Below are 17,413 nucleotides of genomic sequence, written 5' to 3'. Positions count from 1 at the left end.
ACGGCCGCCGGCCCGATGGCGGCTTGCCCCGGTCGTCCTGCGGCTCAGCGCTGGGCCAGCGGCGCGGGCTCGAGCTCGTCGATCGTCTCCAGCAGTCGCCGGCGGCGCTGGCGTTCGCCGATCCACAGCCCCAGGCCCAGGGCGATGCCGACCATGTCGGCGATCAGATCGCCCGCCGTCCCCGCACGTTCGGGGAGAGCCACGAGCTGCACGAGCTCGGACAGGACGGCATGCACCAGGGCCGCTATCACCACCCATCCCATCGGGAACCGCTTCACCGGTGCCAGCACGCGCCCGGCCGCCCACACGGTCAGGGCGAACACCAGCACGTGGGCCACCTTGTCGAGGCCCGGCACTGCGAGCCCCGGGATGCTCGAGGGGACGGTCGGCAGGTAGAAGCCGATGTTGAGCAGCAGAGCGAGGCCCAGCAGGCCCAGCCTCCACGGCACCGAGCCCCCGGCGCGGCGGATCTCGGTGGGCGTGCGGGCGATCAGGTCCGAGGCGATGCTCATGGCGGGCATGGTGGCACGGATCCCCCCGTGCCTCAGGGAGGCAGGGCCGCTAGGCTCGGGGCATTCGCGCAACGACCGAGGGAGTCGCCATGACCATCCGCACCACTGCTGCCCGTACCATCGCCGTCGGCTCTGCCCTTGGGGCTCGCATGACCTCGGACCCCTCGCACACCGATCCGTACCGGGAGGACCCGGGCGCCTCGCCCACCTCCACCGCGGTGCTGGACAGGCAGGTGCAGGAGAAGGAGCAGACCACCGACGACGGTGACCACGACCGCTTCGCCCACTACGTGCGCAAGGACAAGGTCACCCAGGCCGCCCTGGACGGCTCGCCCGTGATCGCTCTGTGCGGGAAGGTGTGGGTGCCGGGCCGTGACCCGAAGAAGTACCCGGTCTGCCCGGCGTGCAAGGAGATCTACGACGGCATCCGCGGCCCGCAGGACGGCGACGGCGAGGGTGGCAAGGGCTCCGGCCGCGGAGGGTTCCGGGGCTTCTTCGGCGGGCGCCGCTGACAGCGCGTCCCTCGATCGACCCTCGGGGACCGGCCGGCCAGATCGGTCGATCGGGGACTGCCGGCGGGTCGATCGGGGACTGCTGGGTGGTCGATCTCCTCACAGCGACACGGCGCCGGTTCGTCGGTGCGCGGCGGTACGGTGGGGCACGCTGTGACTGCGCTGAACCATCCCCCCTCCAGTGACCCGCGCCGCCCCTCCGAGGCGGCAGCCCGGTCGCTCCCGCCTGCCTACCCCGAACGCGCCGCCTGGGGCACCGCCCCCAAGCTGCGAGCCTGGCAGCAGGCCGCGCTGGACCAGTACCGCGAGGCCCAGCCGAAGGACTTCCTGGCCGTGGCGACCCCGGGTGCAGGCAAGACCACCTTCGCGCTGCAGGTCGCGGCCCGGCTGCTCGCGGCCGGCACGGTGCGTCGGGTGACCGTGGTGGCCCCCACCGAGCACCTCAAGGCGCAGTGGGCCGATTCCGCCGCCCGCGTGGGCATCTCCCTGGATCCGAACTTCACCAACGCCCAGGGCCGCCATGGCGCCCAGTACCAGGGCGTGGCCATCACCTACGCACAGGTGGGAATGAACCCGGGACTGCACCGCGCCCGCACCGAGGCCGATCGCACCTTGGTGATCCTGGACGAGATCCACCACGCCGGCGACGCCCTCACCTGGGGCGACGGTGTGCGTGAGGCCTTCGACCCCGCCACCCGGCGGCTCGCGCTGACCGGTACCCCGTTCCGCTCCGACGACTCCCAGATCCCCTTCGTCACCTACGAGGAGGACGGCGAGGGCTTCCTGCGCTCCAAGGCCGACTACACCTACGGCTACCGCGACGCCCTGCAGGACCACGTGGTGCGCCCGGTGCTGTTCATGACCTACTCCGGGCGGATGCACTGGCGCACCAAGACCGGCGACGAGGTCTCCGCGCAGCTCGGCGCCCTGGAGAGCAAGGACATCACCCAGCAGGCCTGGCGCACCGCCCTGGACCCCAAGGGCGAGTGGATCCAGGCCGTGCTCTCGGCCGCGGACCGTCGCCTCACCGAGGTGCGCCGCCACGTGCCCGACGCCGGGGGACTGGTGATCGCCACCGATCAGAAGTCCGCCCGCGCCTACGCCGCCACCCTCGCCGACCTCACCGGCGAGCAGCCCACCGTGGTGCTCTCCGACGATGCCGGCGCCGGCAAGCGCATCGAGGCGTTCTCCGATTCCGAGGACCGCTGGATGGTGGCGGTGCGCATGGTCTCCGAGGGCGTGGACGTGCCCCGCCTGGCGGTCGGCGTGTACGCGACCTCCACCGCCACCCCCATGTTCTTCGCGCAGGCCGTGGGCCGCTTCGTGCGCTCCCGCACCCGTGGGGAGACCGCCAGCGTGTTCATCCCCTCGGTGCCGATCCTGATGGCGCACGCAGCCGCGATGGAGGCCGAGCGGGACCATGTGCTGGACCGCAGGCCCGATGCCGGCGATGCGCTCACGGGGCTGGACGAGGCCCTCATCGAGGAGGCCAACCGCTCCGAGCGGGCCTCCGAGCAGCTGGAGATGCGCTTCGAGGCCCTCGAGTCCGAGGCGTCCTTCGACCGGGTGCTGTTCGACGGCGGCGAGTACGGCGCCGGGGGAGTGGTGGGCAGCGAGGACGAACAGGAGTTCCTGGGGATCCCCGGCCTGCTGGACACCGAGCAGATGCGCACCGTGCTGCAGCAGCACCAGGCCCAGCAGCAGTCCCGTCGTCAGAACGGCGCCTCCCGCGCCCCGCAGCCCGGCGTGGTGGACCACCGCCGTCTCATGGACCTGCGCAAGGAGCTCAGCTCCCTGGTCTCGGCGTGGTCGCGCAAGTCCGGCACCCCGCACGGCTCGGTGCACACCAGCCTGCGCAACCGCTGCGGCGGCCCCGCCGTTCCCCAGGCCAGCGCCGATCAGCTGCAGGAGCGGATCGACACCGTGCGCGGCTGGTTCGTGGGAAGGCGCTGAGGGGTACGGCGAACACTGCCCGGAAGCACGTGGCGCTGGTGGTCAGTCTCTCGACGAGGTCGCGGGCTTGTCGGCACACCGCGAAGCTCTCTGGCCAGGCCCACTGTTGTCGAGGTCGGCGTGGTAGCCGGTCTCGTTGTTCGCTTGAGTAGGTGAGTGCCTAGAGGCATCAGCGGAGCGCCCGGCCCGCAGAATCGGGCCAAGTGCGGGAAGGAGCAGAGTGGTGAGCCGCGGCCCGGCGATTGACGGAAAGCGTCGCTCATGCGACGATTTCTGCATGGAGTTGACCGTCGCAGACGCAGCGCAGATTGCCGGCGTGAGCCTGCGAACGGTGCAGCGGGCGCTGGGGGATGGAAGGCTTGGTATGGCCCGGGTGCTCGGGCGACAGGTCACGACGGACGACCTAGCCGTGCAGGCGTGGGTCCGGACGACATCACGTGGACGGAAGTGGTCCAGCAGGACACTCGAGGCAGCCATTGATCTGCTGTCCGGCGGGCAAGGCGATTCGGTCTCATCATCTGAGCGATCAAGACTGCGGGCGGCACTGCGCGAAATGACCGCCCGGCAGATCGCCTCCTCGTCGTGGATCGGCACATGGTCGAGGTATCGAACCCTCGGCGAGGTGGATGCTCACCTGATCGGCCCCAGCATTGCAGATCTATCCGCCCTGGGGATCGTGGCGGGTGAGTCGTGGATGCGGTTCGCCGAGGCGGTCGACCTCGACCAGTTCGAGGCGAGCCAGCCGGTTGCAGCAGATCCCGATGGCGACCTCGTCGTCATCGAGCGGCCCCACGACAATCGCGGAGCCAGATGGCTGGTGGACACGTATGTGCTCGGTGATGCGCGGGAGTCCGCTGCTGCAGCCTCCGAGCTGGAGTCGGTTGCCCATGCGCTCTGATCCGCACGCCTTGCTGACTGAGGTGGCCATGTCGTTCGAGCTGGACAGCTGGCTCCTTGTGGGTGGGCTCATGGTGCACTGTCACGCCCAGAGGGCTGGGGTCACGCACGTGCGTCCCACAGATGACGCGGACATCGTCGTGGAACTCCAGTCCGGGGCGTACGTTGCCCACGCTCTGGCACTCGCGGACCTGGGGTTCACCCCGCGTGAGCCGGTGGACGCCGCCGCACCCTTTCACCGGTTCGTGCGGGATGGCGACACCGTCGACCTCATGGTCTCTGACCGGGAATCGTGGTCACCGCGATACCTTGGTCGTGATCTCGTCAAGGTTCCCGGGTCTGGATCTGCCTTGAAACGATCGATCGTGCACCTGCTCCCCAGCGGGGAGCGCATCCGTATCCCCGACCTGCCTTCAGCGTTGTCCCTGAAGGGCGCCGCTCATCAGGTCCCCAGTGCAAATCCTGTACGTCACTTGCAGGACTCGGTGACCCTGCTGGCCTGCGCCGGGCCTGATGGGCTCAGGCCGGTGCCGAGCAAGTCAATGCGGGCGAACCTGAATCACTTGGTGAAGTGTCTGTCGACAACTGCAGAGGCTCGGTCGCTCGCTGCGCCAGAGAACCGGGTCCGAGCCAGCCAGTGCATCCAGACATTTCGTCAAGACTGGGTGGCGCCGTCATTCCTGGGGTCTACCACCGCGACGACAGCCCGCCGCCGTCGTCCCCAGCTCTAGCCGCCGACGGCACTTCCCTGCCGAGTTGCTGTCGTCCTCGCGCTGCCTCCTGGGATAATTCCTGAGCAACGTGGCTCACGCCCCCGGACGCGGAACGCCCATTGTTGCCGCGCTCAGCGCTGGCCGGGCAGGGGCCATTCGCGCGGAGGAATGCTCGATGACAGACCTGTGGGCCGAAGAGCAGAGTGGGTTGGATGCACCCCTCGACCCCGCCAAGGCTGCGTTGCCGGTCCGAGCGAGCCTCAGCGCAGCACTCGTGCCGCCTCGATGCCGTCGGTGACGGTCGGGATCGCGACGGGGCCGTCGGGACCCTCGTCCGGGTCCAGTTGCAGTTCGGCCAGGGACTCCTGGTGGCGCTGCCGTGCCCGCTGCACCAGCTCGGGCTGGGAGAGGGGCTCCACCGGCTCCCCGCCCAGGATGAGAGGCACCTGCAGGGGCCGCAGGTCCGTGCGGCTCCACTCGGGGGAGGCGCCGGCGGAGTTCAGCTCCGCGTGCAGCTCCCGCTCGAACTCGGCCACCTCGGCCTCGCCCGGCAGCACCAGCTCGGCGTGGGCCTTCCCGCCCACCAGCATCCGGTAGGCGTGCTTGCCGGCACCCAGGGTGGCCTTGGACTCGGACATCTTGCCGACGGGATGCACGAGGCCATCGGCGCCCTCCCGCTCCACCAGCTTGTACACGAAACCGGGGGCGGGGTGACCGGAACCGGTGACCAGCTTGGTGCCGATCCCGTAGCCGTCCACCGGGTCGTCCTTGAGGTCCTCCACCCGGTGCTCGTCCAGATCGCCGGTGGCGGTGATGCGGGTGCCGGTGGCCCCCAGGGAGTCCAGCAGCTCGCGCAGGGAGGCGGCCTGCTTCTCGAGGTCACCGGAGTCCAGGCGCACGGCGCCCAGCTCCGGACCGGCCAGCTCCACGGCGGTGCGCACCGCCTGCTCCACGTCGTAGGTGTCCACCAGCAGGGCGGTGTCGGTGCCCTGGGCGGCCAGCTGGGCGCGGAACGCCTCCTCCTCTGTATCGAACAGCAGGGTGAAGGCGTGGGCGGCGGTCCCGGCCACCGGGATCCGGTAGTGGGCACCCGCTGCCAGGTTGGAGGTGGAGTCGAAGCCCACCACATACGCGGCGCGTGCCGCGTGGATCGCAGCGTCCTCGTGGACCCGCCGGCCTCCCATCTCGATGCAGGGTCTGCCGCGGGCCGCGGTGACCATGCGCGAGCCGGCCGAGGCCACACCGCTGTCATGGTTGATGATCGAGAGGATCACCGTCTCCAGCAGCACCGCGTTGCCGAAGGTGCCCTCCACCCGCAGCACCGGCGAGTTCGGGAAGTACAGCTCGCCCTCCTCGTAGCCGTGCACGTCCCCGGTGAAGCGGTACTCCGCCAGATGCTGCAGGGTGTCCTCGTCCAGGGTGCCCGTACTGTGCAGGTACCGCAGATCAGCGTCGTCGAAGCGGAACTCGGCGATCGCCTCCAGCACCCGGCCGGTGCCGGCCAGCGCGCCGTAGCGCCTGCCCTCGGGAAGGGAGCGGGTGAACACCTCGAACACGCAGCGACGATCCGCGACGCCCGCCTGACGGGCGGCGCGCAGCATGGTCAGCTCGTAGAGGTCGGTGAGCAGAGAGGTGGTCACCGCTCCACCGTAGTGCGTCGCACGGCTCCTCCGTCGCACCCGGCACGTAGAATCTTGCGGACCGCTCGGAGAACCTGTGCGGCCCCAGCGAGGAGGAGATCGATGCCGGTCCAGGCACCGCGGGCCACGTCCGCACCCGGCGGCCTCACCGACACCTCCCGGTCGCCCCAGGATCTGGCCGAGACCACCGGGCCCTGGTGCACCGTGGTGTGGAACGACCCGGTGAACCTGATGAGCTATGTGGTGTTCGTGTTCCGCCGCTACTTCGGCTACTCCCGCCCCATTGCCGAGCAGCTGATGATGCAGGTGCACCAGGAGGGCCGCGCGATCGTCTCCCGCGGCTCCCGCGAGCGGGTCGAGACCGATGTGCAGGCCATGCACTCCTACGGCCTGCACGCCACCCTGGAGAGGGCGGGGGAGGACTGAATGGCCCACGCATTCCGCCGTCGACCCGACGGCTCCCTGGTGTGCCGCCTGGACGCCGAGGAGAAGGCGATCATCGCCCAGGTGGCGCAGGAGACAGCCGATCTGATTCGGGCGGATCTGGGCATCGGTGCTGATTCCAGCGCCATCCAGCAGGCCGCCGACAGCGAGGACCCGCTGCAGCGCCTGGAGGCCGAGTTCGCCTCCCGTGACGCCCGCGAACCGTCGGATACCGCCGTGAAGCGCCTGTTCCCCGACGCCTCTCGCGACCCGGCCCTGGCGGCCGAGTACCGGCGCCTGGGCCAGCTGGACCTCGCCGAGGGCAAGATCGCCGATCTGCGCAGCGTGATGACCGTGATGGACGCCTCCGGGCCCGGCCGCAGCGAGGTCGCACTGGACCAGGAGGAGGCCGTCTCGTTCCTGCGTGCCGTCAACGACGTGCGGATCGTGCTGGCGGATCGCCTGGGGCTGGAGCGGGACGGCGACTTCGACACCGTGCGCATGCTGCAGCAGATCGGGGAGCGGGTGGAGGACGCCACCCCTGCCGATGCCGGGCAGGTGGGAGGCGATGTGGTGATCGCCGTGTACGAGCTGCTCAGCTGGCTTCAGGAGAGCCTGCTGCGCGCCATGGACTGACCGCACCCGGGTCACGGGCCCGCCGCGCATCCCGTTCGCCCGCCCCGCTGAGCCCCGTCGGCCGCTCCTGCTGTGACCCTGCACCCAGTGAGCGCGCCGTCACTGCAGGCAGGCCCCCCGGAGCCTACGCTGGCCGGGATGAACAACGCGCCGATCGGGATCTTCGACTCCGGCGTCGGGGGCCTCACCGTCGCCCGGGCCGTGCTGGACCAGCTACCACAGGAGGAGCTGGTCTACATCGGCGACACCGCGCACACCCCGTACGGGCCCCGCCCGATCGCCGAGGTGCGCGCCCTGGCTCTGGACATCATGGACTCCCTGGTGGACCGCGGCGTGAAGATGCTGGTGATCGCCTGCAACACCGCCTCGGCTGCTGTGCTGCGCGATGCCCGCGAGCGCTACCGGGTGCCCGTGGTCGAGGTGATCCAGCCGGCCGTGCGCCGTGCCGTGGCCGCCACCCGCAACCACCGCGTGGGCGTGATCGGCACCCAGGCCACCATCACCTCTCGCGCCTACGAGGACGCCTTCGCCGCCGCGCCCGCCCTGGACATCGTCACCGCCGCCTGCCCGCGGTTCGTGGAGTTCGTCGAGCGCGGCGAGATCACCGGGGACGAGGTGGTCGAGGTCGCCGAGGAGTACCTGGCCCCCGTGCGCGAGGCCGGGGTGGACACCCTGGTGCTGGGCTGCACCCACTACCCGATGCTCGCCGGCCCCATCAGCTACGTGATGGGCCCGGACGTCACCCTGGTCTCTTCAGCGGAGGAGACCGCACTGGACATCTACCGCCAGCTGCGCGGCAGCGACCTGCTGCGCACCGACCGCGAGCCGCCCCGCCACGTGTTCGCCCAGACCGCCACCGGTCGCGGGCACGACAGCGACTTCGCGCGGCTCTCCCGACGGTTCCTGGGCCCCATGGTCACCATGACCGCGACCCTGCCGGCGGTGACGCCATGAGGATCCACGTGATCGGCTGCTCCGGCAGCTTCGCCGGGCCGCGCAGCGCCGCCTCCAGCTACCTGCTCGAGCACGAGGACGAGGCCGGCCGCACCTGGCGGGTGCTGATCGACCTGGGCTCGGGTGCGTTCGGCCCCCTGCAACGGGTGATCGACCCCGCCCAACTGGACGCCGTGGTCTTCTCCCACCTGCACCCCGACCACTTCCTGGACCTCACGGGCCTGGAGGTGTTCTGGGCGTACCACGAGCGCACCGACCTTCCCCAGCTGCCGATCCACGCCCCGGCCTCCCTGCCGCAGCGCCTGGCCGCGGTGATGTGCCGGGAGGGCGATGTGCCCGACGGCGTGGACACCGTCCCCTTCGCGTACCACGCGATCAGCGACCGCCACGTGTTCGAGGTGGGGCCGCTGCGCTTCGAGACCCGTCTGGTGCTGCATCCGGTCGAGGCGTACGGGTTCCGTGTCACTTGCGGTGACGAGGTGTTCGTGTACTCCGGGGACACCGATTCCTGCCAGGCGCTGGACGAGCTCGCCGCTGGCGCGGACCTGTTCCTGTGCGAGGCCGGGTATCTCGAGGGCCGCGACGACCGCTTCACCGGGGTCCACCTGACCGGCCGCCGGGCGGGGGAGTGCGCCGCCAGGGCCGGGGTGAAGGTGCTGGCCCTGACCCACATCCCCGCGTGGACCGAGCCCCAGCAGGCACTGGAGGAGGCGCGCGCGGTGCACGACGGAGAGATCCGCGTGGTGTGCCCGATGGATATCCTCGACGTGTCCCCCTGACACCCACCGAGGAGGTCGCGCCCGTGAGCGCCGACACCAGCAGCACCAGCACCGACATCCCCACCCGCGGGGCCGACGCCGGCGATCGCGTCGACGGTCGCACCCCCGAGCAGCTGCGCGAGGTGCGCATCACCCGCGGCTGGCTCGACCACGCCGAGGGCAGCGCCCTGATCGAGTTCGGCCGCACCCGCGTGCTGTGTGCCGCCACCTTCACCGAGGGGGTGCCGCGCTGGAAGAAGGGCTCCGGCTCCGGTTGGGTCACCGCGGAGTACGCCATGCTGCCGCGCTCGACCAACACCCGCTCCAGCCGCGAGAGCGTCAAGGGGAAGATCGGGGGCCGCACCCACGAGATCTCCCGCCTCATCGGCCGCTCCCTGCGCGCCGTCATCGACCTCGAGGCTCTCGGGGAGAACACCATCCAGCTCGACTGCGACGTGCTGCAGGCCGACGGCGGCACCCGCACCGCCGCCATCACCGGCGCCTACGTGGCCCTGGCCGACGCTGTCGCCTGGGGCAAGAAGCACACCGCGATCCCTTCGGCCCGCACCGTGCTGACCGACACCGTCAGCGCCGTCAGCGTGGGCATCATCGATGGTCGCCCCCTGCTGGACCTCGAGTACCGCGAGGACGTGACCGCCGGGACCGACATGAACGTGGTGGTCACCGGTGGTGGCGACTTCGTCGAGGTGCAGGGCACCGCCGAGGGCGCTCCCTTCGACCGCGAGGAGCTCAACGCCCTGCTGGACCTGGCCGTGCGCGGCTGCGGCGAGCTCGCCGAGATCCAGCGCAGCGTGCTCGAGCAGGAAGCGGGCCGTCCGGCCGAGGGCCGATGAGCACGGGCATCCCCGCCGCGGCGCGGGTGATCCTGGCCTCCCACAACGCCAAGAAGCTGCGGGAGCTGCAGCGGATCCTCACCGCAGCCGTCCCCGGGCTGCCCGAGGAGGCCGTGATCTCCTCCGCCGGCATCGACCTGCCCGACGTGGTGGAGGATGCCGTCACCTTCGAGGACAACGCCCTGTTGAAGGCACGATCCGCCGCAGCGGCCACCGGTCTGCTCGCGGTGGCCGACGACTCCGGCCTGGCCGTCGACGTGCTCGGTGGGGCCCCCGGCATCTTCTCGGCCCGCTGGAGCGGGCGCCATGGCGATGACGACGCCAACAACGACCTGCTGCTGGCCCAGCTCGCCGACGTACCCGCCGAGCACCGCACCGCACGCTTCGTGTGCGCGGCGGCCCTGGTGGCGTCGGACGGCAGCGAGACCGTCGAGCGCGGGGAGATGACCGGTGTGCTGCTGACTGAGCGGCACGGGGAGGGCGGCTTCGGCTACGACCCGCTGTTCCGCCCCGACGGGGAGCAGCGCTCCGCTGCCGAGCTCAGCCCCGGGGCGAAGGACGCCATCTCCCACCGCGGGAAGGCGTTCCGGGCCCTCGCCGTGCACGTGGCCCGGCTCCTGGAGAGCTGAGCGGGGCGTGAGCGGGGCCTGGACCGAGGGGGCGCCACCGCTGCTGTGCGGCAGTGCTCGCTGCGGTCAGATCAGCCCGCCGTGGGCGAGGGCGCGGCGCACGATGATGTCGTGCCCGCCCTCCATCTCGTCCAGCATCCCGGAGTCCAGCAGCTCGGGGACCGAGCACCAAGCCAGGTCCAGGGCGTCCTCCTGCGGGGCGGCCTCGCCGTCCACGGGCACGATGTAGGCCAGGGAGATCGCGTGCTGCCGCGCATCTGTGAACAGGGACTGGCCGGGGGTGGGGAAGTACTCGGCCACCGTGAACGGCTGGGGCGCCACCGGGATGCGGGGCAGGGCCATCGGCCCCAGGTCCTTCTCCACGTGGCGGGCGATGGCCTCGCGCAGCGTCTCGTGCACCAGCACGCGACCCGAGACGATCGCCCGCACGATGCGCCCGGTGCCGGAGGCGCGCAGCAGCAGACCCACCTCGGAGATGGTGCCGTCGGTGTCGGTGCGCACCGGCACGATGTCCACGTAGGGGATGGGCAGGCGGCGTCGAAGCTCCCGGATGCGCTCGGGCTCGAACCAGGCGCCCTCGGTGTCCACGGCGGTGTTGTTCATCGGGCCTCCTCGGCTCAGCGGTCGATCAGTGCTCAGTGCTCAGTGTTCGGATCGGTGGCGTCCACGGCGGGATCGGCCCCCGGGGTCAGGTTCCGGTGCTCGACGACGAAGCGCGGGTTCTGATCGCGCGACGCGGTGCGCACGGTGTTCTGGACGCGCTCGTTGGCGATCATCTCCACCGTCCACTCGGTACCCTCCAGGCGCACCAGGGACAGGGTGCCATTGGGGATCGAGTCCAGGGCGCGCTCGGCGATGCCCGAGAGGATGAAGCGGATGATCGTCCCGTGGGCCACCACCAGCACGTTCTTGCCCCGGTACTGCTCCTCGAGCTTCTCCAGGGAGTCGTAGCCGCGGTCGGCCACCTCCTGGTGGTCCTCACGCCCGGGGAAGGAGCGCTGCGGCCAGCGAGCCTCCGCCTCGTCGACGTCCATCCCCTCGGCCTGGCCCCAGTCGATCTCCCGCAGGTCAGGGACAACCTGGCCGAAGGGGATCCCGTGGTCCTCCGCGATGATGCGCCCGGTCTGCTCGGCCCGCTGCAAGGGGGAGGTGATCACCACGTCCCAGTCCACGTCCGGGATGTGGTCGAGCGCCCGATGGGCCTGCTCGATGCCGTCGTCGTTGAGCGGGATGTCCGAGGAGCCCTGGAACAGGCTCCGGCGGTTGTACTCCGTCTGCCCGTGGCGGACGAGACCGAACAGGGTCACGAGTGCTCACCTCTCATATGGCCTGGGTGCCATGGGGCCGGGTGCCGAACGGGGCTCGGCGCCTCGGGATCGTGCGCGAGAAGGGACTCGAACCCTCACGCCCTCGGGCACTGGAACCTAAATCCAGCGCGTCTGCCAATTCCGCCACTCGCGCGCCTGATCAGGGTAGCGGGTCACGGCACCCGGACCGCACTGCCGCTGGGGCGGGCCCTCCCGGTAGGCTCGGACCCAGCCCGGACGCTCACCTGTCCGTCGCTGCATCGACCACATCCCCCGATCGGACCAGGAGTTCACATGGCCGTCCTCTCAGGCAAGACCGCTGTCGTCACCGGATCCTCCCGCGGCGTGGGAGCCTCCACCGCGAAGCAGCTGGCCGAGCTGGGTGCGAACGTGGTGATCAACTACCGGCAGAAGGCGCCCCGGGCGAACAAGGTGGTCGCCGAGATCGAGGCCGCCGGTGGCCGGGCCGTGGCCGTCGGCGCCGATCTGACCAGCCCCGAGGACGTGCGCACCCTGATGTTCACAGCCGTCGACGAGTTCGGCGCACTGGACCTGCTGGTCCTCAATGCCTCCGGCGGCATGGAGAAGGACCTCGGGGAGGACTACGCCACCCGCCTGAACCGCGACGCCCAGCTGGATGCGCTCGAGGCCGGCCTGGAGCACCTCGGTGCCGGTGGCCGCGTGGTGTTCGTGACCAGTCACCAGGCCCACTTCATCAAGGACGTCGAGACGATGCCGGAGTACGAGGCGGTCGCCCGCTCCAAGCGCGCCGGCGAGGACGCCCTGAGCGAGCAGATCCCGGTGATGTCCGAGAAGGGCGTCTCCTTCGTGGTTGTCAGCGCCGACATGATCGAGGGAACCGTCACCGCCACCCTGCTGGACCGGGCACGCCCCGGTGCTCTGGAGGCGCGGCGTGAGGCCGCCGGTCGCCTCTACTCCGTGGACGAGTTCGCTGCAGAGATCGTCCGCATGGCCACGGCCGACGTGCCCACCGGTCACATCGAGCTGGTGGGAGGCGCCGACGACTTCCTGGCCCGCGCCGGAGCCGACGGCGCCTCGATCGAACAGAGCAGTGATGAGCAGGAGGAGCAGCGATGACCCAGCCGACGGACCGCACCGGAGTGGACCATCCCCTCGACGGCCCGGGGCTGGCCTCGCAGGAGACACCCGATCCCGAGCAGGCCGATCACGAGGTCGACGAGTCCGAGCAGAGCTCCCTCGAGGAGCCGCCGGAGGAGGAGCCCTCCCCATTGCAGCAGAGCCGACGGGCAGAACCCTCGGACGCGGGACGCCCCGTGTTCGACGCGGCCGACAACACCCCGACCCGGCAGCGGGGAGTTGTCGGCGATCCGAGTGCCCCGACCGAGCCGGCGGATCTCACTGGCGGCGGATCGGGCACGTTCATCGTCGGGGGCTGACCCCGCGCACGCGATGTGAGCCGTGAGCACCGGTCACGGTACGATCGGTGCGTTCGTAACCTGATGACCCTGGAGGCAGTGGTGGCAAAGGATCCCAGCCTGGACGAGATGCGTGACGAGGCCTACCGGCGTCAGGACAATCTCGCCGCCGACATCGATGAGCTGATCGACCGCGTCAACCCCAAGAACGCGGTGCAGCGCTGGAAGAACGAGATCGTCGGGTCGGTGAAGTCTTTCTCCGAGGCCGGTGACGGGAAGACCCCTTCGAACGGTGCGCTCGCCGTCGCAGGCGGCGTCATCGGCCTGGTCGTGCTGACCACGGGCATCGCCATCGCCGTCGCCCTCTCGGGTGATGACGAGAAGAAGGCCCACAAGGAGGCCGAGAAGGCCCGTGAGCAGGCCGCCAAGGATGCCGAGAAGGCCCGCGAGGACGCCCGCAAGGCCCGCGCCGCGTTCTTCGAGGACGTCCAGACGAAAGCCCGCAACGCCGAGAAGCAGGTGCGCGGGGGGATCGAGCAGGCACGCAAGGACGCCACGAAGTCCCGGAAGAAGGCCCGCAAGAACGCCGCGAAGGCCCGCAGGAGCACGTCCTCGGACATCGAGAAGGCGCTGAAGCGCGCTCACAAGGCCGTCGCCAAGGCCACCAGGTAGGAGCTCAGTGCCGGGTGGCGGCGAGATCCCCGCGCACGTACAGCCAAGACCCGTCCACGCGCGTGAAGTGCGAGATCTCGTGCAGTTCCCGGCGGCCCTGTTCGGTGCGGGCGATCGCCACGAACTCCACGGTGCCCTCGTCGTCGAAGGGACCGCCCCCAGTGGTGCCGCGCACGTCGAGCCGCAGCCACCGGGTGTCGGCGAGGCTGCGGGCAAGGTCGGCCCGGTCCGGGCGGGTGTCCGGGTGCCAGGAGGCCAGGGCGTGCTCGAGGTCCTGCGTGGTGAACGCGGTGTAGCGCGAGCGCATCAGTGCTTCCGCGGTGGCCGCCCTCCGCTTGCCGGTCAGGACCGGACCGCAGCAGGAACCGAAGGTGTCACCGCTGCCGCAGGGGCAGCGCTCGTCGTTCGCAGGATGACGGGTCGAGGAGCTCATTCCCCGATTATCGCCGACTCTTCCCCCGTGGCCCGAGCGGGCGCTCCCGAGGCGGCCAGGGCGGGTGCCCCGGGTGCGGGGCGCAGCGGGGCCTGGCAGGGTCGACCCCATGGCTGCTGATCAGGATCCACCCTCGCGAGACGCCACCCTTCCGAGCGGGTACCGGCTGCGACGCGAGGCGCCCACCCTCGAGGAGTACGTGCGGATGCGCACCGTCGCCGGTCTCAGCCCCATCACGGCGGCCCAGGCGGCAGGGCCGCTGGAGACCAGCTGGGCGTGGTGCACCGTCCGCGACGGCGATGGGTGCCTGGCGGCGATGGGACGGGTGCTGGGTGACGGCGGCTGGTACTTCCACATCGCTGATGTGGCCACCGACCCCGCCCACCAGCGGCGCGGACTGGGGCGCGCGGTGATGGAGGATCTGATCTCCCGGATCGACGACGAGGCGCCCCCGAAGCCCTACATCACCCTGCTGGGCGACCCGCCGGGCCGTTCTCTCTACCGGTCCCTGGGATTCGTGGACTCCGAGCCCAGCCTGGGGATGCGCCTGCCGCGGTGAGCGCGCGTCCGGGCTGATGCCCGCGCCTGCACTCAGCTGCACATCGGCGCCGGCTCCGTGGTCACCAAGGACGTGCCCGCCGCAGCGGTGGTGGACGGGAACCCTGTCCGCATGATCCGTGAGCCCCAAGAGCCGAGTGCGAGCAGTGCCTCGGGGAGTGGCGGAGGAGTCCCCGGCCGGTGCGGAGCAGGCCGCCTGCGCAACGGACCTGCGGTACGTGGCCGGAGCCGATGTGCGCTGCACCGTGACCGCAGGGCACGGTCGTCCTCTCCGGTCCGGCGACGGGACCGATGGACGGATCAGCGGCGCGACCAGCCGGGGGTGGAGGGGCCGATCGTCGGCCACCAGCCGGTCTCAGACATGAACCGCACCGAGGAGATCCGCTGGGAGCGGCGCTGCACCTCGAGTCGGGTGCCCACCAGGGCCTGGGTGATCTCCGGGTAGAACTTCGCCGGCCCCTCGGCCTTCGCCTCGATCCCGAGGTCCTTCGCCCAGCGACCCCGCGTGATGGGCTCACCCCCCACGTTGTAGAAACCGCTGCTGGCGCGCAGGGCCGCGACGAACGCCCGCCCCGCATCGGTGTGGTGCAGCAGGGTGATGTACCCGTCGGGGCGGCCCAGCAGGATCGGGTCGCCCGCGCGGGTGGCCTTCAGAGCGTGGGTGGTGTGGGGGTCGCGGCCGAACAGCTGCGCAAGGCGCAGGATCACGGCGCTGCGACCGGAGGTCGCGAAGTCCACGGCGGCGCGCATCTCCCGCACGCGCGGGCGGAACGCCTGGTTGCGCACCGCGAGGGCGAGATCCTCCCCGATCCAGTCCGAGCCGTTGTCCGGGTACAGGTAGGCGGAGGATTCCTGGATCAGGCGGCGCACCCCGGAACGCGCGGCGGCCTCTGCGATCGCGACGGAGGCCTCCATGTGCAGGCGGTCGTCCTCCCGCCAGGCCAGAGGCCGCATGGCGGCCATGCCCACGGGCACCTTGGCGAGGGTGTTGATGACGACGTCGTGGCCGCGGAAGGCGCGGGAGAGGTCGTTGCTGTCGAACACATCAGCGATGACGGCGGTGCCGCCGCGGCCCTCAATCACGGGGACCCCGCGGTCGCGGCGGGTGACGCCGGTGACCTCATGCCCCGCGGCCACGAGGGCTTCGACGGCCTCCTGGCCCAGTACGCCCGTGGCGCCGGTGACGGCGATCCTCACGCTGTCCTCCTCTGCCGACGGGTCCGGGCCGCCTGGGTCGATGACGCTGCGATGACCGATTCTAGGGGATGGAGCAGGTCCCGCCGTGCGATGACAGCCCTGCTCGCCCGGGTGGATCGTCGGCAGAGACGCCGTGGGGGCGGCCGGGCGGGATCCTGTCGGCTCGCTCACAGAGTGCCCCGTCGCGTTGGATGACGGCGATCCGAGGTGTAGTGTCTACTCCTGTTCGCGCCATTAGCTCAGTTGGTTAGAGCAGCTGACTCTTAATCAGCGGGTCCGGGGTTCGAGTCCCTGATGGCGCACCCGCGAGAGAGGCCCCACCGGATCGGTGGGGCCTCTTCGCGTCTCGGAACAGTCCGAGACCGTCGAACAGGTCGGCCACCGGTACGTCGAAGTAGCTGGCGGCGTACTCGATCTCCTTCGCTTTCCATGGCGCTCCCTTTGATCTCGGCAAAGATGATTGCGCGGCTCCACCCAGTGGCCCGAACGGCTGGAGCGAGCCCACACCGCCACGCTGCGGCTGCGGCTCGACTCGATACCTCGTGGGATGGGCCGCGTGCCTGTGCGGCGGGGGACCGATGACGCTCGGGCATCGGACCTGGCACTGCCAAGAGTGCGGGCAGCGCACGGTCATCGGCTGCGTGGATGCCGCCCGTGAGGTCCGGCCCCGTGATCCGCTCGCGATACGGAACTACTGACGTACTGCAATACGGAACTACTGCACTACTGCAATGCCTGGTCCGGCGGGACGGTCAGCGGAGAACGGGCTGGATCTCCTGTTGCTGGCGGTACGTCTCGTGGCCGGGGGTGTCTCCTCGGCAGATGCGAGCAACGGTGCTGGCGGATAGTCCGGTTGCGGAGGCAATGGCTCGGTACGGCCGGCCCTGGCCGCGCAGGAGCAAGACGGTCTCGTACTGCTCGGGCTTGACGGCGATCGGTCGGCCGGGGCGGTGGCCGCGGTTCCGAGCGGCTTCGAGCCCTGCCGTGGTGCGCTCCCTGATGCGGTCTCGCTCGCGCTGCGCGAGGGCTCCGAGCAGCGTCACCGAGAACATGCCGTCTGCTGTGGAGGTGTCCACGCGCTCGTGCAGCGACTCCACCGTGATCCCGCGGGTCGTCAGCTCGTCCAAGGTAAGAATGAGCCGGCTCGTGCGCCGGGAGAGGCGATCGAGGTCGGTCACCACCAGGGTGTCGCCCTCGGCCAGTACGCCCGACATGAGCCGGTCTAGGTGTAGTTGGTCATGACGTTGTCGACGCCGGTGCGGAGGCGTGAGGCCGGGGGCTGATCGCCGCAGGCGGTGTGGGGCCGATGGACTCTTCTATGTCTGTCAAGCCGTGGTCGGCGCCGCGTGGAGCGCCTCGAGAGTTCGG

20 protein-coding genes and 2 tRNA genes are annotated in these 17,413 nt (G+C 70.6%); 14 read left to right on the top strand and 8 right to left on the bottom strand.

What is annotated here, in order from left to right; translation table 11 throughout:
• Window positions 1–44: 44 nt before the first annotated feature.
• The gene (locus M4D54_RS05720; RefSeq protein ID WP_193864731.1) at window positions 45–512 is read right to left on the bottom strand and encodes a VanZ family protein; all 468 of its coding nucleotides are present in this window, start codon (window positions 510–512) and stop codon (window positions 45–47) included.
• A gap of 89 nt (window positions 513–601) precedes the next feature.
• Between M4D54_RS05720 and M4D54_RS05715 the strand changes: the two genes are divergently transcribed.
• The 3 genes from M4D54_RS05715 to M4D54_RS05705 all read left to right on the top strand — a co-directional run bounded on the left by M4D54_RS05715 (window position 602) and on the right by M4D54_RS05705 (window position 3,875).
• Entirely contained in the window at window positions 602–1,024 is a 423-nt protein-coding gene (locus M4D54_RS05715) for a DUF3039 domain-containing protein (protein WP_396121478.1), read from the top strand.
• Window positions 1,025–1,177: 153 nt separating this feature from the next.
• Window positions 1,178–2,977, top strand: a complete 1,800-nt coding sequence (locus tag M4D54_RS05710; RefSeq protein ID WP_259890674.1) for a DEAD/DEAH box helicase — start codon at window positions 1,178–1,180, stop codon at window positions 2,975–2,977.
• Between the two features lie 223 nt (window positions 2,978–3,200).
• Window positions 3,201–3,875 (top strand): hypothetical protein, encoded by a 675-nt coding sequence (locus M4D54_RS05705; RefSeq protein WP_259890673.1) that lies wholly within the window; start codon window positions 3,201–3,203, stop codon window positions 3,873–3,875.
• A 972-nt stretch (window positions 3,876–4,847) separates the two neighbouring features.
• On the opposite strand, the gene M4D54_RS05700 is transcribed toward M4D54_RS05705, so the two are convergent.
• Entirely contained in the window at window positions 4,848–6,227 is a 1,380-nt protein-coding gene (locus M4D54_RS05700; RefSeq protein WP_259890672.1) for a nicotinate phosphoribosyltransferase, read from the bottom strand.
• Window positions 6,228–6,329: 102 nt separating this feature from the next.
• Between M4D54_RS05700 and clpS the strand changes: the two genes are divergently transcribed.
• The 6 genes from clpS to rdgB all read left to right on the top strand — a co-directional run bounded on the left by clpS (window position 6,330) and on the right by rdgB (window position 10,481).
• A complete protein-coding gene (gene clpS / locus M4D54_RS05695; protein WP_259789200.1) occupies window positions 6,330–6,653 on the top strand; it encodes an ATP-dependent Clp protease adapter ClpS in 324 nt (107 codons plus the stop codon).
• A complete protein-coding gene (locus tag M4D54_RS05690) occupies window positions 6,654–7,286 on the top strand; it encodes a DUF2017 domain-containing protein (RefSeq protein ID WP_259890671.1) in 633 nt (210 codons plus the stop codon). It abuts the gene before it with no gap.
• 138 nt (window positions 7,287–7,424) lie between these two features.
• Complete coding sequence (gene murI / locus M4D54_RS05685; RefSeq protein ID WP_193864738.1) at window positions 7,425–8,240, top strand: glutamate racemase; 816 nt, start codon at window positions 7,425–7,427, stop codon at window positions 8,238–8,240.
• Window positions 8,237–9,019: an MBL fold metallo-hydrolase gene (locus M4D54_RS05680; RefSeq protein ID WP_259890670.1), complete on the top strand. Its 783-nt coding sequence runs from the start codon at window positions 8,237–8,239 to the stop codon at window positions 9,017–9,019. The genes murI and M4D54_RS05680 overlap by 4 nt, the downstream gene beginning before the upstream one ends.
• A 23-nt stretch (window positions 9,020–9,042) precedes the next feature.
• Window positions 9,043–9,852 (top strand): ribonuclease PH, encoded by an 810-nt coding sequence (rph, locus tag M4D54_RS05675; RefSeq protein WP_396121477.1) that lies wholly within the window; start codon window positions 9,043–9,045, stop codon window positions 9,850–9,852.
• On the top strand, window positions 9,849–10,481 hold the full coding sequence (rdgB, locus tag M4D54_RS05670; protein ID WP_259890669.1) for an RdgB/HAM1 family non-canonical purine NTP pyrophosphatase: 633 nt from the start codon (window positions 9,849–9,851) through the stop codon (window positions 10,479–10,481). The genes rph and rdgB overlap by 4 nt, the downstream gene beginning before the upstream one ends.
• 66 nt (window positions 10,482–10,547) lie before the next feature.
• Here the strand turns inward: rdgB and M4D54_RS05665 are convergent, their stop codons facing one another.
• From M4D54_RS05665 to M4D54_RS05655, 3 genes are all read right to left on the bottom strand, one after another.
• Window positions 10,548–11,084 carry an NUDIX hydrolase family protein gene (locus M4D54_RS05665; RefSeq protein ID WP_259890668.1) on the bottom strand — a complete coding sequence of 179 codons (537 nt, stop codon included), beginning with the start codon at window positions 11,082–11,084 and terminating at the stop codon, window positions 10,548–10,550.
• Between the two features lie 32 nt (window positions 11,085–11,116).
• Window positions 11,117–11,788, bottom strand: coding sequence for a histidine phosphatase family protein (locus tag M4D54_RS05660; RefSeq protein WP_259890667.1), 672 nt, complete (start codon window positions 11,786–11,788; stop codon window positions 11,117–11,119).
• 72 nt (window positions 11,789–11,860) lie between these two features.
• Window positions 11,861–11,942, bottom strand: a tRNA-Leu gene (locus M4D54_RS05655).
• Window positions 11,943–12,082: 140 nt separating this feature from the next.
• On the opposite strand from M4D54_RS05655, the gene M4D54_RS05650 reads away from it, so the two are divergent.
• The 3 genes from M4D54_RS05650 (at window position 12,083) to M4D54_RS05640 (ending at window position 13,857) form a co-directional block, all read left to right on the top strand.
• Window positions 12,083–12,886 (top strand): SDR family oxidoreductase, encoded by an 804-nt coding sequence (locus M4D54_RS05650; protein WP_259890666.1) that lies wholly within the window; start codon window positions 12,083–12,085, stop codon window positions 12,884–12,886.
• The gene (locus tag M4D54_RS05645; RefSeq protein WP_259890665.1) at window positions 12,883–13,206 is read left to right on the top strand and encodes a hypothetical protein; all 324 of its coding nucleotides are present in this window, start codon (window positions 12,883–12,885) and stop codon (window positions 13,204–13,206) included. The genes M4D54_RS05650 and M4D54_RS05645 overlap by 4 nt, the downstream gene beginning before the upstream one ends.
• An 81-nt stretch (window positions 13,207–13,287) precedes the next feature.
• The gene (locus M4D54_RS05640) at window positions 13,288–13,857 is read left to right on the top strand and encodes a hypothetical protein (protein ID WP_259890664.1); all 570 of its coding nucleotides are present in this window, start codon (window positions 13,288–13,290) and stop codon (window positions 13,855–13,857) included.
• 4 nt (window positions 13,858–13,861) lie between these two features.
• Here M4D54_RS05640 and M4D54_RS05635 read toward each other — a convergent pair whose 3' ends face one another.
• Window positions 13,862–14,290, bottom strand: a complete 429-nt coding sequence (locus M4D54_RS05635) for a YchJ family protein (protein WP_193864745.1) — start codon at window positions 14,288–14,290, stop codon at window positions 13,862–13,864.
• Between the two features lie 109 nt (window positions 14,291–14,399).
• Here M4D54_RS05635 and M4D54_RS05630 point away from each other — a divergent pair, with 109 nt between their 5' ends.
• The gene (locus M4D54_RS05630; RefSeq protein WP_193864746.1) at window positions 14,400–14,849 is read left to right on the top strand and encodes a GNAT family N-acetyltransferase; all 450 of its coding nucleotides are present in this window, start codon (window positions 14,400–14,402) and stop codon (window positions 14,847–14,849) included.
• A 299-nt stretch (window positions 14,850–15,148) separates the two neighbouring features.
• Here the strand turns inward: M4D54_RS05630 and M4D54_RS05625 are convergent, their stop codons facing one another.
• On the bottom strand, window positions 15,149–16,045 hold the full coding sequence (locus M4D54_RS05625; protein WP_193864747.1) for an NAD(P)-dependent oxidoreductase: 897 nt from the start codon (window positions 16,043–16,045) through the stop codon (window positions 15,149–15,151).
• A 228-nt stretch (window positions 16,046–16,273) separates the two neighbouring features.
• Between M4D54_RS05625 and M4D54_RS05620 the strand changes: the two genes are divergently transcribed.
• A tRNA-Lys gene (locus tag M4D54_RS05620) sits at window positions 16,274–16,347 on the top strand.
• 450 nt (window positions 16,348–16,797) lie between these two features.
• Here M4D54_RS05620 and M4D54_RS05615 read toward each other — a convergent pair.
• Window positions 16,798–17,259, bottom strand: a complete 462-nt coding sequence (locus tag M4D54_RS05615; protein WP_193864748.1) for a recombinase family protein — start codon at window positions 17,257–17,259, stop codon at window positions 16,798–16,800.
• Window positions 17,260–17,413 lie beyond the last annotated feature (154 nt).

Source organism: Brachybacterium sp. p3-SID1565, from assembly GCF_025143785.1.
In the GTDB taxonomy this organism is placed as follows: Bacteria; Actinomycetota; Actinomycetes; order Actinomycetales; family Dermabacteraceae; genus Brachybacterium; species Brachybacterium epidermidis.
The sequence above is the reverse complement of the archived record's forward strand: the minus strand, read 5'-3'. Positions and strand labels throughout refer to the sequence as shown.

Bases quoted from the DNA above. Each gene is read 5' to 3' on its own strand.
- M4D54_RS05630 (WP_193864746.1), top strand. From the start codon at position 14,400: ATGGCTGCTGATCAGGATCCACCCTCGCGAGACGCCACCCTTCCGAGC.
- clpS (WP_259789200.1), top strand. From the start codon at position 6,330: ATGCCGGTCCAGGCACCGCGGGCCACGTCCGCACCCGGCGGCCTCACC.
- M4D54_RS05720 (WP_193864731.1), bottom strand. From the start codon at position 512: ATGAGCATCGCCTCGGACCTGATCGCCCGCACGCCCACCGAGATCCGC.
- M4D54_RS05690 (WP_259890671.1), top strand. From the start codon at position 6,654: ATGGCCCACGCATTCCGCCGTCGACCCGACGGCTCCCTGGTGTGCCGC.
- M4D54_RS05635 (WP_193864745.1), bottom strand. From the start codon at position 14,290: ATGAGCTCCTCGACCCGTCATCCTGCGAACGACGAGCGCTGCCCCTGC.
- M4D54_RS05650 (WP_259890666.1), top strand. From the start codon at position 12,083: ATGGCCGTCCTCTCAGGCAAGACCGCTGTCGTCACCGGATCCTCCCGC.
- M4D54_RS05715 (WP_396121478.1), top strand. From the start codon at position 602: ATGACCATCCGCACCACTGCTGCCCGTACCATCGCCGTCGGCTCTGCC.
- M4D54_RS05665 (WP_259890668.1), bottom strand. From the start codon at position 11,084: ATGAACAACACCGCCGTGGACACCGAGGGCGCCTGGTTCGAGCCCGAG.
- M4D54_RS05680 (WP_259890670.1), top strand. From the start codon at position 8,237: ATGAGGATCCACGTGATCGGCTGCTCCGGCAGCTTCGCCGGGCCGCGC.
- M4D54_RS05645 (WP_259890665.1), top strand. From the start codon at position 12,883: ATGACCCAGCCGACGGACCGCACCGGAGTGGACCATCCCCTCGACGGC.
- murI (WP_193864738.1), top strand. From the start codon at position 7,425: ATGAACAACGCGCCGATCGGGATCTTCGACTCCGGCGTCGGGGGCCTC.
- M4D54_RS05615 (WP_193864748.1), bottom strand. From the start codon at position 17,259: ATGTCGGGCGTACTGGCCGAGGGCGACACCCTGGTGGTGACCGACCTC.
- rdgB (WP_259890669.1), top strand. From the start codon at position 9,849: ATGAGCACGGGCATCCCCGCCGCGGCGCGGGTGATCCTGGCCTCCCAC.